The following is a 13,365-nucleotide window of genomic DNA, read 5'->3' as shown; positions in this document are numbered from 1 at the left end:
ATGGGCGAAGGCGGCCTGGACGAGACGAGCCGCAAGATCCTGCGGCTGCTGCAGAGCAAGCCGGACCTGACGGTCGCCGAGATCGGCGAGCGCGTCGGCCTCAGCCATACGCCCTGCTGGCGACGCATCAAGGAGATGGAGCGGCTGGGCATCATCCGCGGCCGCATCGTCGCCGTCGATCCGAAGCGCGTTGGCTTCGAGGTGTCGGTCTTCTGCTTCGTGCGGCTGAAGCAGCACGACGAGGCGACGCTGCTGGAATTCGAGAAGGCGGTGCGGCACATGCCCGAGGTCGTGCAGTGCTATTCCATGACCGGCGACCACGACTATGTGCTGCGCGTCTTGACGAGCAGCGTGCGCCAGTACGAGGAGATCCTGAAGAAGGCGCTGCTGCGCCTGCCGGGCGTCGGCTTCGTCAATTCCAGCTTCGCGCTCGACGAGCTGAAGAACACGCATCGCGTTCCGATCTGACGCGAAATGAGGATGGCTTTGCGTCCGGTGGCCGCTTTTGCGGATGCCGTCCGCAAGCCGTGATTCTCCGCCGCGAAAATAAGGACCCGCTCCTCCCAATCCATGGCTAGGCTCCTACATATGGAGGATGGCTTTCATGGAGGAGGGCCATCGAGGAGGAAGTCATGCTCAAGCAGAGCTTTTCTCTCGAGGACAAGTATATGGCGGAGGAGGGGAGGATCTTCCTTTCCGGCACCCAGGCCCTCGTGCGCCTGCCCATCGTCCAGATGCGGCGCGACCGTGCCGCGGGGCTGAACACCGCCGCATTCATCTCGGGGTATCGCGGCTCGCCGCTCGGCGGCTACGACCAGCAGCTTGCAAAGGCGAAGAAGCATCTGGCGGCGCATGACATCCTGTTCCGGCCGGGCGTCAACGAGGACCTGGCGGCGACCGCCGTCTGGGGCACGCAGCAGCTCCACCTCTCGCCGGGCGCGCGCCATGACGGGGTCGCCGGCTACTGGTACGGCAAGGGGCCGGGCGTCGATCGCTGCGGCGACGTGCTGAAGCACGCCAACGCCGCCGGCACCGCGAAACATGGCGGCGTGCTCTGTCTTGCCGGCGACGACCATTCGGCAAAGTCGTCCTCCATTCCCCACCAGTCCGACCATGCCTTCATGTCGGCGCTGATCCCGGTGCTCTATCCGTCGTCCATCCACGAATTCGTCGAATACGGCCTGCTCGGCACGGCGATGTCGCGCTATTCCGGCTGCTGGGTCGGCATGAAGTTCATCGCCGACACGGTCGAGACGACAGCCTCCGTCGACCTTGCCGGTGAGCGCCGGCAGTTCGTCATTCCCGACAATTTCGAGCTGCCGCGGGATGGCCTCAGCCTGCGCTGGCCCGACCCGCCGCTGCCGCAGGACGAGCGCCTCCAGACCTACAAGGGCTATGCCGCGATCGCCTTCGCCCGCGCCAACCGGGTGGACGAGGTGACGCACGACGTGCCGCGTGCCCGCTTCGGCATCATCGCCTCGGGAAAAGCCTATGAGGATGTGCTGCAGGCGCTGAAGGAGCTTTCGCTCGGCCCGGCGGAGATGGCCGAGATCGGCATGCGCATCTGCAAGGTCCGCATGCCGTGGCCGCTGGAGCCGGAAGGCGTTCGCGACTTCTCGCAGGGGCTGGAGGAGGTGCTGGTCGTCGAGGAACGCCGCGAGATCATCGAGAACCAGATCAAGCAGCAGCTCTTCAACTGGCATCACGGCGAGCGCCCGCGCATCCTCGGCAAGTTCGACCATCAGGACAAGCCGTTCCTGCCGCTGTCGGAGGCCTTGTCCGTCGGCATGGTGGCGCGGGCGATCGCCGCCCGTCTCCTGCAGTTCGATTTCGACGCCGGCCTGAAGACGGTCATTTCCGACGAACTCGCCTATCTCCTGGAACGCGAGAAGATCCGCAAGGCGCACATGGCGCCGGTCGAGCGCGTGCCCTATTTCTGCTCCGGCTGCCCGCACAACACCTCGACGAAGGTGCCGGAGGGAAGCCGCGCCACGGCGGGCATAGGCTGCCATTACATGGTGCAGTGGATGGATCGCGGCACCACGACCTTCACCCATATGGACGCCGAGGGCGTGCCGTGGTCGGGCATCGCGCCCTTCACCGACGAGAAGCACATCTTCGTCAATCTCGGCGACGGCACCTATTATCATTCCGGCATCCTGGCGATCCGCCAGTCCGTCGCCGCCGGCGTCAACATCACCTACAAGCTGCTCTACAACGACGCGGTCGCCATGACCGGCGGGCAGACCGTCGACGGCCCGCTCAGCCCCGAGGCGATGACGCGGCAGCTTTTGGCCGAGGGCGTGGCGCCGATCTACCTCGTTTCCGACCACCCGGAGGCCTATTCGCCGGCGATGCTCGCGCCCGGCGTCATCGTGCGCCACCGCGACGAAATGGACCGGGTGATGCGCGATATCCGCGAAGCGCCCGGCTGTTCGGCCATCGTCTATGTGCAGACCTGCGCGGCGGAAAAGCGCCGCCGCCGCGCGCGCGGCCTGATGGCGGACCCGCCGGTCCGCCTGGTGATCAACCCCTCCGTCTGCGAAGGCTGCGGCGACTGTTCCACCCAGTCGAACTGCGTCTCCGTCGAGCCGCTCGAAACGGAATTCGGCCGCAAGCGCAGGATCAACCAGTCGACCTGCAACAAGGATTATTCCTGCCTCAAGGGCTTCTGCCCGTCCTTCGTGACGGTCGAGGGCGGCCGGTTGCGAAAGGCCGCGCGCTCCAACCCCGACCTGTCGGGCATTGCCGAACCCGAGGTCGTGACAATCGGCGAGCGCGCCTACAACATCGCCATTGCCGGCATCGGCGGCACCGGCATCCTGACGATCAGCGCCATCCTCGGCATGGCCGCCCATCTCGACGGCAAGTCGCCGATGATCCTCGACATGGCCGGCCTTGCCCAGAAGGGCGGCGCCGTCATGAGCCACCTGCGCATCGGCCTTGCCGACGAGGACGTCTCCTCGCCGCGCATCGTCACCGGCGGCGCGGACCTCCTCATCGCCGCCGACGACGTGGTGGCCGCCTCGAAGGATGCCGTGACGCTCTGCGACCACCATCGAACGACCGGCGTCGTCAACACGAAGCTGACGCCGGTCGCCGATTTCGTGCGCAAGCGCGACTTCGATTTCCGCCGCCGCGATGTCAAGGGCTCGGTGCGCGCTGCGCTGCGTGATCCCTCCCACCTGCTGGACTTCACGACGATCGCCGAGAAGGTCGCCGGCAATGCCATGGCGACGAACATCCTCATGACGGGCTTCGCCTGGCAGAAGGGGTTGATCCCGCTGACGCGCCAGTCGATCGAACAGGCGATCGTGCTGAACGGCGTCGCCGTCGACGCCACGCTCGCCGCCTTCGGCTGGGGTCGCCTGATCGCCGCCGACCCGGCCCGCGCAGAACGCCTGCTAACCCCCGGAAAGCCGGTCGCGACGCTGGAAACCATGGCGACGGAAGACCTGATCGCCCATCGCGTGAAGCACCTGACGGCCTACCAGAACGCCGCGCTTGCCGAACGCTACAAGGCGCTGGTCGAGCGGGTGCGCCAGGCGGAACGGGCGCTCGGGCCGGACGACCGATTGACCCGTGCCGTCGCGCATGTCCATGCCCGGCTCCTCGCCTACAAGGACGAATACGAGGTGGCGCGGCTCTTTGCCGACCCGGCCTTCAGGCAGGGGTTGGCCGAGCAGTTCGAGGGCAGCTACGCCATCGCCTTCAACCTCGCGCCGCCTTTCCTCAAGGGCGAGGATGCGACCGGCCGCCCGACAAAGCGCCGCTTCGGCCGCTGGATGCTGCCGGCCTTCGGCCTGCTCGCCCGCCTGAAAGGGCTGCGCGGCACCGCCTTCGATCCGTTCGGCCGCACGGCGGAGCGCCGCATGGAGCGCCAGCTCATCGCCGACTATGCGGCGCTCACCGAGCATGTGCTGGAAAGCCTCCGCCGCGAGAACCTCGACGCCGCCGTTGCGCTCATGTCGCTTTACGGCGACATTCGTGGCTATGGCCCGGTGAAGGCGGCGGCGGTGAAGCGGGTGCGGGCGCGCGAGGCGGAGATGCGCCTGGCCTTCGACACGGCAGGACAACACAGGGCGGCCGCCTGAGGCCGCGAGGAAGAAACAGGCGGATGCCGGGGCATCCGGCCGGGGAGGACGGACATGTACGACGCTGCGATGAGCTTCGGGCTTGGTGAGGAAATCGACGCGCTGAGGAAAAGCGTGCGGCGTTTCGCGAGCGACCGCATCGCCCCGCAAGCGGCGGAGATCGACCGCAGCAACACCTTCCCCATGCCGCTATGGCGGGAACTGGGCGATCTCGGCCTGCTCGGCATTACCGCGCCGGAAGGCCATGGCGGGTCCGGCATGGGCTACCTCGCCCATTGCGTGGCGATGGAGGAGATCAGCCGCGCCTCCGCCTCGGTGGGCCTCAGCTATGGCGCCCACTCCAACCTCTGCGTCAACCAGATCGTGCGCAATGCCAGCGCCGCGCAGCGGGAAAAATACCTGCCGAAGCTGATCTCCGGCGAGCATGTCGGCGCGCTCGCCATGTCGGAGCCGGGCGCGGGCTCCGATGTCGTCTCGATGAAGCTGCGCGCCGAAAAGCGCGGCGACCGCTACGTGCTGAACGGCAACAAAATGTGGATCACCAACGGGCCGGATGCGGACGTGCTGGTCGTCTATGCCAAGACGGACCCCGAAGCCGGTTCGCGCGGCATCACCGCCTTCCTCATCGAAAAGGGTTTTCCGGGTTTCTCGACGGCGCAGAAGCTCGACAAGCTCGGCATGCGCGGCTCCAACACCTGCGAACTCGTCTTTACCGATTGCGCGGTGCCGGAGGAGAACGTGATGGGTACGGTCGGGCGCGGCGTCAACGTGCTGATGTCCGGCCTCGACTACGAGCGCGTCGTGCTCTCGGGCGGCCCGCTCGGCATCATGGCCGCCTGCCTCGACGTGGTCATCCCCTACCTCCACGAGCGCAGGCAGTTCGGCCAGTCGATCGGCGAATTCCAGCTGATGCAGGGCAAGGTGGCCGACATGTATGTCGCCTTCAACGCCGCGCGCGCCTATGTCTATGCCGTGGCCGCCGCCTGCGACCGGGGCGAGACCACGCGCAAGGACGCCGCCGGCTGCATCCTGCTCTCCGCCGAAAGCGCCACGAAGCTCGCCCTCGAAGCCATCCAGGCGCTCGGCGGCAACGGTTATATCAACGACTATCCGACGGGCCGGCTGCTGCGCGATGCGAAACTCTACGAGATCGGCGCCGGCACCTCGGAGATTCGTCGCATGCTCATCGGCCGTGAAATCTTCCAGGAGACGCTGTGATGCCGGTCATCCCCTCGGCCGTGAACACCCGCAGCGAGACCTTTGCGGCAAACCGCAAGGCCATGCTCGAGGCATTCGCCCTGGTGGAAGAGGCGGCCGACCTTGCCATGGAGGGCGGCGGGGCGAAGGCGCGCGACCGCCACGTTTCCCGCGGCAAGCTCTTGCCGCGCGAGCGCGTCGCGCAATTGCTCGACCCGGGCTCCCCCTTCCTCGAAATCGGCCTCACCGCGGGCCACGGCCTCTATGACGGCGCCTCGCCCTGCGGCGGCATGATCGCCGGCATCGGCCGCGTCTCCGGCCGCGACTGCATGATCGTCTGCAACGATGCGACGGTGAAGGGCGGCACCTACTATCCCATCACCGTGAAGAAGCATCTTCGCGCGCAGGAGATCGCCGCGGAAAACCGGCTACCCTGCATCTATCTCGTCGATTCCGGCGGCGCCAATCTGCCCAACCAGGACGAGGTCTTCCCCGACCGCGATCATTTCGGCCGCATCTTCTACAACCAGGCTCAGATGTCCGCCGCCGGCATTCCGCAGGTCGCCGTCGTCATGGGAAGCTGCACGGCCGGCGGCGCCTATGTGCCGGCCATGAGCGACGAGACCGTCATCGTGGAGAACCAGGGCACGATCTTCCTCGCCGGCCCGCCTCTGGTGAAGGCCGCGACGGGCGAGATCGTGACCGCCGAGGATCTCGGCGGCGGCGACGTGCACACCCGCCTTTCCGGCGTTGCCGACCACCTCGCCCGCGACGACCGCCATGCGCTTGCCATTGCCCGCCGGATCGCCGCCAATCTCAACACGCACAAGCCGCCGCTCGCGAAATCCGGCGACGGCGACGCCCCGCTTTACGATCCCGAAGAGCTGCTCGGCATCGTGCCGGCCGACACCCGCACGCCCTACGACGTGCGCGAGGTGATCGCCCGCGTGGTGGATGGTTCCTGCTTCGACGAATTCAAGGCGCGTTTCGGCACCACGCTCGTCTGCGGCTTTGCCGCGCTGCACGGCCTTCCCGTCGGCATCATCGCCAACAATGGGGTTCTCTTCTCCGAAGCCGCCCTCAAGGGCGCGCATTTCATCGAACTCTGCGCCCAGCGCGGCATTCCGCTCCTCTTCCTGCAGAACATCACCGGCTTCATGGTCGGCCGCAAATACGAGGCGGAGGGCATCGCCAAGCATGGCGCCAAGCTCGTCACCGCCGTCGCGACGGCGAAGGTGCCGAAGATCACCGTCCTGATCGGCGGCTCCTACGGCGCCGGCAACTACGGCATGTGCGGCCGGGCCTATTCGCCGCGCTTCCTCTGGACCTGGCCGAACAGCCGCATTTCCGTCATGGGCGGCGAACAGGCGGCAGGGGTGCTGGCGACCGTCCGGCGCGAGGGCATCGAGCGCACGGGCGGCAGCTGGAGCGCGGAGGAGGAGGCCGCCTTCAAGCAGCCGACCATCGACATGTTCGCCCGGCAGAGCCATCCGCTCTATGCCTCGGCACGGCTCTGGGACGACGGCATCGTCGATCCGCGCAAGACGCGCGACGTCCTGGCGCTCTCGCTCTCGGCGGCGCTCAATGCGCCCGTCGAGCCCACCCGTTTCGGCGTCTTCAGGATGTAGAGGAGGGAATGCCATGAACCGCGAAACCATCAATGCCAGGAACGCACCCGCCCCGCGCGGCGGCTATTCGCAGGCCGTGAAGATCGAGGATTTCAAGAGGCTTCTGTTCATCAGCGGCCAGATCCCCGTCTCGGACGACGACAAGGTGCCGGAGGCGTTCGAAGAACAGGCGCGCCTCGTCTGGCGCAATATCGACGCGCAATTGAAGGCGGCCGGCATGGGCAAGGCCGATCTGGTCAAGGTGACGACCTACCTCTCCGACCGGCACCACGCCACCGCCAACCGCGAGATCCGCAGCGACTATCTCGGTGCGGTCACCCCGGCGATGAGCGTCGTCATCGCCTCGATCTTCGATGAAAAATGGCTGCTCGAAGTCGAAGCCATCGCCGCACAATGACCGGAGGCAGGATGTTCAGAAAGATCCTCATCGCCAACCGCGGCGAAATCGCCTGCCGCGTCATCCGCACTGCCCGCCGCATGGGCATCGCGACGGTCGCCGTCTATTCCGATGCCGACCGGGACGCCCTGCATGTCGCGATGGCCGACGAGGCGACCCGCGTCGGGCCGGCGGAAGCCGCCAAAAGCTATCTGAACATCCCGGCCATCATCGCGGCTGCGAAGGCGAGCGGCGCGGAGGCGGTGCATCCCGGCTACGGCTTCCTCTCGGAGAATCCCGATTTCGTCGAGGCGGTGGAGGCGGCCGGCCTCGTCTTCATCGGCCCCTCGGCGAGCGCCATCCGCGCCATGGGGCTGAAGGACGCCGCCAAGGCGCTGATGGAAAAGGCCGGCGTGCCGGTCGTGCCGGGCTATCACGGCGAGCGGCAGGAGGCAGGCTTCCTCGCCGGCGAGGCGGAGGATATCGGCTATCCGGTGCTGATCAAGGCCCGTGCCGGCGGCGGCGGCAAGGGCATGCGGCGGGTGGAGCGACCTGCCGATTTTGCCGCCGCGCTCGAAAGCGCCCGGCGCGAGGCGGAAAGCGCCTTCGGCGACGGCCGCGTGCTGGTCGAGAAATACATGGCCAAACCCCGCCATATCGAGGTGCAGGTGTTCGGCGACGGGCACGGCAATGTCTTACATCTCTTCGAGCGTGACTGCTCGCTCCAGCGCCGGCACCAGAAGGTCATCGAGGAGGCGCCGGCGCCCGGCATGACGGCGGAGATGCGGGCCGTGATGGGCACGGCCGCGGTGCGCGCGGCGGCGGCCATCGGCTATAGCGGCGCCGGCACGGTGGAGTTCATCGCCGACGTTTCCGAGGGCCTGCGGCAGGATCGTTTCTACTTCATGGAAATGAACACCCGCTTGCAGGTCGAGCATCCCGTGACGGAGGCGATCACCGGCCTCGATCTCGTGGAATGGCAGCTGCGCGTCGCCGCCGGCGAGCCGCTGCCGAAGCGGCAGGAGGACCTTGTCATCGACGGCTGGGCCTTCGAGGCGCGGCTTTACGCGGAAAACCCGGCCCGCGATTTCCTGCCGGCGACGGGCCGCCTCACCGTCTTCGCTGTGCCGGAGGGCGCCCGCGTCGATTCCGGCGTGCGCACCGGCGATGCCATCACCCCCTATTACGACCCGATGATCGCCAAGGTCATCACCCATGGCCGCGATCGCGAGGAGGCCTTGGTACGGCTGGAATCGGCGCTGGAGGCCTGCCGCATCGGCGGCCTGACGACCAATGCCGGCTTCCTCGCCCGTCTCTGCCGCCTGCCGGCCTTCGCCGCGGGCGATGTCGATACGGGCCTCATCGGCCGGGCCGGCGAGGGCCTGCTGGCCGATCCCGATGCCTCAGAAGAGGTTTTCGCGCTTGCCGCCCTCTCCGCGCTCGGCTTTCTCGACGCGCCGGCCGATCCGGATCCGTGGGGTCATGTCCGTGGCTTCCGCTTGTGGGGGAATGCGACCCAGACCGTCTTTCTCGACCATGGCGGCGCGGAACATGCCTTGCGTGTCACAGCGCTTGGCAAGGATCGCTTTCGCATCGACCATGACGGCATGGCAACGGATATCCGCGTGCAATCGGCGGATGGCAGGTCCGTCCGGGTCGATAGCGATGGCCGCATCCTGCCCGCGACGATCCATCGGGAGGGCGCCGATATCACCGTCTTCTTCGTCGGCCACGGCCATGCCTTCGCGATCACGCAGGAGGCCGGACACCAGGGCGAGGCGGCGGCGGGCGGCGACCGGCTCTCGGCCCCCATGCCAGGGCTGGTGCGCATCGTCTCCGTCGCGCCGGGCGCGCGCGTTACCCGCGGCGATGCGCTCGTCACCATGGAGGCGATGAAGATGGAACTGGTGCTGGCGGCCCCGCGCGACGGTGTGGTGGCCGCGGTGCCGGTCGCCGTCGGCGACCAGGTGGCCGAAGGGGCGCTGCTGCTCGCGCTGGAGCCGGAGGAGACCGCATGACCCGGCGCGTCGACATCGTCGAGATGGCCGCCCGTGACGGCTTGCAGAACGAGAAGGCGATCATCCCCGCCGCGGACAAGATCGCGCTGATCGATCGCCTGTCGGATTGCGGCTTCCGGCGCATCGAGGCGACGAGCTTCGTCAGCCCGAAATGGGTGCCGCAGCTTGCCGACGGAGCCGAGGTGATGGCCGGCATCACGCGTCGGCCCGGTGTTTCCTATGCGGCACTGGTGCCCAATATGAAGGGTTACGAGGCGGCGAAGGCCGCCGGTGTCGACGAGGTCGCCGTCTTCCTCTCTGCTTCCGAAGGCTTTTCGCGGGCCAACCTCAACTGCTCGATCGTCGAGAGCGTCGAGCGTGCCCGGCCGGTCGCCGAAGCGGCGAAGGCGGACGGCATTTTGCTGCGCGGCTATGTGAGCTGCGTCGTGCAGTGCCCCTATGACGGGCCGGTGGAGCCCTCCGCCGTGGCGCGGGTGAGCGGGCAACTGCTGGCGCTCGGCTGCCATGAGGTGAGCCTCGGCGACACGATCGGCCGCGCCCGGCCGGCGGAGGTCGCGGCCATGCTGGCCGTCGTGCTGGCCGTCGCCGCACCGGAAAGGCTCGCCGGCCATTTCCACGATACGGGCGGGATGGCGCTCGACAATATCCGCGTCGCGCTCGATCATGGGCTTGCCGTCTTCGATGCCTCGGTCGGCGGCCTGGGCGGCTGCCCCTATGCGCCGGGCGCGCGCGGCAATGTGGATACGCTGGCCGTCGTCGACATGCTGGCGGCGGAGGGGTACGAGACGGGGCTCGACCGGGAGAAGCTGGCATCGGCCGCCGCCTTCGCGCGCCGGATCGCCGGCAGGTCGCCTGACATTTTGCGCCCTTGAGGGGCGAGGAGGTGAAGCCATGAACTTCGAGACGATTTCCGTATCCGTCGACCGGCGCGGTGTGGCCGCGCTGACCCTGCGCCGCCATGCGCAGCACAATGCGCTGTCCGGCCTGATGATCCGCGAACTGGCGGCCGTCGCCGGCCTTCTCGGCGAGGATCGGGCGGTACGCCTCGTCGTGCTGACGGGAGAGGGGGAAAGCTTCTGCGCGGGCGGCGATCTCAACTGGATGAAGGAGCAGATCGCCGCCACGCGCGAGGAGCGCATCGTCGAGGCGCGCCGGCTCGCCTTGATGCTGAAGGCGTTGCGCGACCTGCCGAAACCGCTCGTCGGCCGAGTCAACGGCCAGGCCTATGGCGGCGGCGTCGGCCTCGTCAGCGTCTGCGACGCGGCGATCGCCGTGGAGGGCGCGCGCTTCGGCCTGACGGAAACCCGCCTCGGCCTCATCCCGGCGACGATCAGCCCCTATGTCGCTGCCCGCATCGGTCCCGCTGCCTTCCTGCGCCTCGCCACCTCCGCCCGCCTGTTCGACGCACCGGCAGCGCGCGCGATCGGCTTCCTCAGCGCCGTCGTCCCGGCGGAGACGCTGGATGAGGGGGTCGAGGCCGAGATCGCCCCCTATTTCGCGGCCTCGCCGGAAGCGGTCGCGGCGGCGAAGGCGCTCGCCCATGCGCTCGCCCCGCCGATCGACGACAAGGTTATCGAGATGACGTTGACGCGGCTTGCCGACACGTGGGAGACGCCGGAAGCGGCGGAAGGGATCGCGGCGTTTCTGGAGAAGCGAAAGGCGGAGTGGGTGCTGGTGGATTCCGGCAAGTGATCGCGGCCGAGCGGGCATGAGCTGAACTCCGGCGCTTCTATGATCCTGCTCCTTGAAGACGGCTGCATATGAAACGACCGGATGCCGAAAGTCCCCTTCTCCCCTGCGGGGAGAAGGTCGCGGCAGCGGGATGAGGGGGATGCCGCAGGCACAAAGCTACGAGCACCGTGGCGCCACCCCCTCATCCGATCCTTCGGGCCACCTTCTCCCCGCGGGGGAGAAGGGGAGCGCGGCAATGTCGTCATCCTGTGCCAGGAGTTGGCGGGCAGGCTTTGCTACTCGATGAACACTCGCACGCTGGCCGCCCGCCCGGCCGCGTCGATCACCGTCAGCGTCGAGAAGCCCGCGCCTTCCGGCATCCATTGCGTCGTGCGCCGGCGCGAGGCGTCCGGCAGGACCTTGCCGTTGGCCAGCCAGCGGAAGGGCGCGCGCCCGCCCTGGAGCTTCAGCACGAGGGGTGAGACGACCGCGCCTGTCGTCGCGCCGAGTTCCACATGGGCGCCTTCCGGCGGATAGACGATCTCCGGCGCCGGCTCGCGCGCCCTCGTGGCGACGAGGCCGCTCGCGGTGGTCGAGAAGCGGCGCAGGCTCGCCGGAAGCTCGGATTGCGCGATGCGCACCGCACCGGCCGGTGCCCGCGGCAGCGCGGTGATGGCGAGGCCGGACCGGGCGAAGGCTTCGAACAGGATGGGCGCGGCGGCGCCGTATCCGGTCAGGCCCGGCACCGCGCCGTTGTCGGCCCGGCCGACCCAGACGCCCAGCACATGGCGGCCGTCATAGCCGACGGACCAGGCATCGCGATAGCCGTAGCTCGTGCCGGTCTTGTAGGCGATGCCGAGGCGGCGGCTGCCGATGGGCGGCGTGACGCCGGACAGCGCATCGGAAACGTGCCAGGCGGCGACGGGATCGAGCAGCGGATCGCCCGTCATCACCGCCGCATCGCGCACGATGCCGCCGCCGAGGCGCACCGGCATGCCGCGATTGGCGAGCGCCGCATAGAGCTGGGTGAGATCGTGCAGCGTGATGCCGACGCCGCCGAGCCCGATGGCAAGGCCGGGCGTTTCGCCCGGCGGCAGTTCCGGATGCACCTCGGCGCGGCGGAAGCGCACCATCAGCCGTGTCGGGCCGACCGCCTCCAGCAGGCGCACCGCAGGCACGTTCAGCGAGAGCTGCAGCGCCTTGCGCACGCTGACGTCCCCCTGGTAGGTCATGTCGAAATTGCGCGGCCGGTAGCCGGAAAAATCGGCCGGCCGGTCCTCGACGATGGTTTCCTGCGCGACGAGGCCCTCCTCGAAGGCGAGGCCGTAGATGAAGGGTTTCAGTGCCGAGCCGGGCGAGCGGCGGATGCGCGTCATGTCGATCCAGCCGGCGCGGCTGCCGTCGAAATAGTCCGCAGAGCCGACCTCGCCGAGGATTTCGCCGGTGCGGGCATCGGCCATCACCATGGCGATCGACACCTTCGGGCCGAGCCGCTCGGCCGCCTCGCGCGCGACGGTTTCCAGCTCGTCCTGCACGGTGCGGTCGAGCGTCGTTTTGTGTTCGGTCGCCTTGGCGTCCTCGCGCAGCGCAAGCTCGGAAAGGTGCGCGGCATGGGCGGGAAGCTGGCGGCGGCGGCCGGGCACGGCCTCCATGCCGGCGCGCTCTGCCTCGCCCTCGCCGATGATCTCGGAAACGGCCATGCGGGCGAGCACGCGCTCGCGCGCCTTTTCCGCGGCGGCACGGTGGCGATCCGGCCGGCGCTTCTCGGGAAGCTGCGGCAGGGCGACGAGAAGGGCGGCCTCGGCGACGGAAAGGCGCTTCGGCTCCTTGCCGAACCAGGCGAGGCTTGCCGCGCGTACGCCCTCCAGGTTGCCGCCATAGGGCGCGAGCGTCAGGTAGAGGTCGAGGATCTCTGCCTTGGAGAGGCGCCGTTCGAGCTGGACGGCGCGGGCCATCTGGCGCAGCTTGGCCAGCATCGAGCGGTTCTCGCGCGGCTCGATCAGCCGGGCGACCTGCATGGAGAGCGTGGAGGCGCCGGAGACGATGCGGCCGTTCGTGACGAATTGCCCGGCGGCACGCAGCAGCGCCAGCGGGTCGACGCCCGCATGCTCGTGGAACCGCCGGTCCTCATAAGCGACGAGCATGCGCAGGAATTGCGGATCGACATCGGTGGCCGTGGTCTTCAGCCGCCAGAAGCCGTCCGCCGTCGCGAAGGCGCGCAGCAGGCGACCGTCCCGGTCGAGCACTTCCTTGGAGACGATGTCCGCCACCCCGATCGGCGGCGGATAGGCCCGGTCGGCGTGGTCGAGCCCCACGGCGAGGGCGGCGACAAACGCCGCCCCGCCGAGGGAACCGATCAGGAGCTTGCGCCAGAGCGCCAT

General features: G+C 68.4%; 9 protein-coding genes. 8 read left to right on the top strand and 1 reads right to left on the bottom strand.

Annotated features, from left to right (window positions below):
- From AB3G45_RS23255 to AB3G45_RS23220, 8 genes are all read left to right on the top strand, one after another.
- Positions 1-468: an Lrp/AsnC family transcriptional regulator gene (locus AB3G45_RS23255; RefSeq protein WP_367832795.1), complete on the top strand. Its 468-nt coding sequence runs from the start codon at positions 1-3 to the stop codon at positions 466-468.
- 164 nt (positions 469-632) lie between these two features.
- Positions 633-4,094 (top strand): indolepyruvate ferredoxin oxidoreductase family protein, encoded by a 3,462-nt coding sequence (locus tag AB3G45_RS23250; RefSeq protein WP_367832794.1) that lies wholly within the window; start codon positions 633-635, stop codon positions 4,092-4,094.
- A gap of 69 nt (positions 4,095-4,163) precedes the next feature.
- A complete protein-coding gene (locus tag AB3G45_RS23245; RefSeq protein WP_367833657.1) occupies positions 4,164-5,312 on the top strand; it encodes an isovaleryl-CoA dehydrogenase in 1,149 nt (382 codons plus the stop codon).
- Positions 5,312-6,919: a carboxyl transferase domain-containing protein gene (locus tag AB3G45_RS23240; RefSeq protein ID WP_367832793.1), complete on the top strand. Its 1,608-nt coding sequence runs from the start codon at positions 5,312-5,314 to the stop codon at positions 6,917-6,919. The genes AB3G45_RS23245 and AB3G45_RS23240 overlap by 1 nt, the downstream gene beginning before the upstream one ends.
- A 13-nt stretch (positions 6,920-6,932) precedes the next feature.
- Positions 6,933-7,316 carry a RidA family protein gene (locus AB3G45_RS23235; protein WP_367832792.1) on the top strand — a complete coding sequence of 128 codons (384 nt, stop codon included), beginning with the start codon at positions 6,933-6,935 and terminating at the stop codon, positions 7,314-7,316.
- A gap of 11 nt (positions 7,317-7,327) precedes the next feature.
- Positions 7,328-9,313, top strand: a complete 1,986-nt coding sequence (locus tag AB3G45_RS23230; protein ID WP_367832791.1) for an acetyl-CoA carboxylase biotin carboxylase subunit — start codon at positions 7,328-7,330, stop codon at positions 9,311-9,313.
- Entirely contained in the window at positions 9,310-10,185 is an 876-nt protein-coding gene (locus AB3G45_RS23225) for a hydroxymethylglutaryl-CoA lyase (protein ID WP_367832790.1), read from the top strand. Before AB3G45_RS23230 ends, AB3G45_RS23225 begins: the two co-directional genes overlap by 4 nt.
- Positions 10,186-10,204: 19 nt before the next feature.
- Positions 10,205-11,005 (top strand): crotonase/enoyl-CoA hydratase family protein, encoded by an 801-nt coding sequence (locus AB3G45_RS23220; RefSeq protein ID WP_367832789.1) that lies wholly within the window; start codon positions 10,205-10,207, stop codon positions 11,003-11,005.
- Between the two features lie 275 nt (positions 11,006-11,280).
- On the opposite strand, the gene pbpC is transcribed toward AB3G45_RS23220, so the two are convergent.
- Complete coding sequence (gene pbpC / locus AB3G45_RS23215; protein ID WP_367832788.1) at positions 11,281-13,365, bottom strand: penicillin-binding protein 1C; 2,085 nt, start codon at positions 13,363-13,365, stop codon at positions 11,281-11,283.

The organism is Shinella sp. S4-D37 (assembly GCF_040812195.1).
In the GTDB taxonomy this organism is placed as follows: domain Bacteria; phylum Pseudomonadota; class Alphaproteobacteria; order Rhizobiales; family Rhizobiaceae; genus Shinella.
This window is presented reverse-complemented; position numbering and strand designations above follow the sequence as displayed.

Bases quoted from the DNA above. Each gene is read 5' to 3' on its own strand.
- AB3G45_RS23230 (WP_367832791.1), top strand. From the start codon at position 7,328: ATGTTCAGAAAGATCCTCATCGCCAACCGCGGCGAAATCGCCTGCCGC.
- AB3G45_RS23255 (WP_367832795.1), top strand. From the start codon at position 1: ATGGGCGAAGGCGGCCTGGACGAGACGAGCCGCAAGATCCTGCGGCTG.
- AB3G45_RS23235 (WP_367832792.1), top strand. From the start codon at position 6,933: ATGAACCGCGAAACCATCAATGCCAGGAACGCACCCGCCCCGCGCGGC.
- AB3G45_RS23225 (WP_367832790.1), top strand. From the start codon at position 9,310: ATGACCCGGCGCGTCGACATCGTCGAGATGGCCGCCCGTGACGGCTTG.
- pbpC (WP_367832788.1), bottom strand. From the start codon at position 13,365: ATGGCGCTCTGGCGCAAGCTCCTGATCGGTTCCCTCGGCGGGGCGGCG.
- AB3G45_RS23240 (WP_367832793.1), top strand. From the start codon at position 5,312: ATGCCGGTCATCCCCTCGGCCGTGAACACCCGCAGCGAGACCTTTGCG.
- AB3G45_RS23250 (WP_367832794.1), top strand. From the start codon at position 633: ATGCTCAAGCAGAGCTTTTCTCTCGAGGACAAGTATATGGCGGAGGAG.
- AB3G45_RS23220 (WP_367832789.1), top strand. From the start codon at position 10,205: ATGAACTTCGAGACGATTTCCGTATCCGTCGACCGGCGCGGTGTGGCC.
- AB3G45_RS23245 (WP_367833657.1), top strand. From the start codon at position 4,164: ATGAGCTTCGGGCTTGGTGAGGAAATCGACGCGCTGAGGAAAAGCGTG.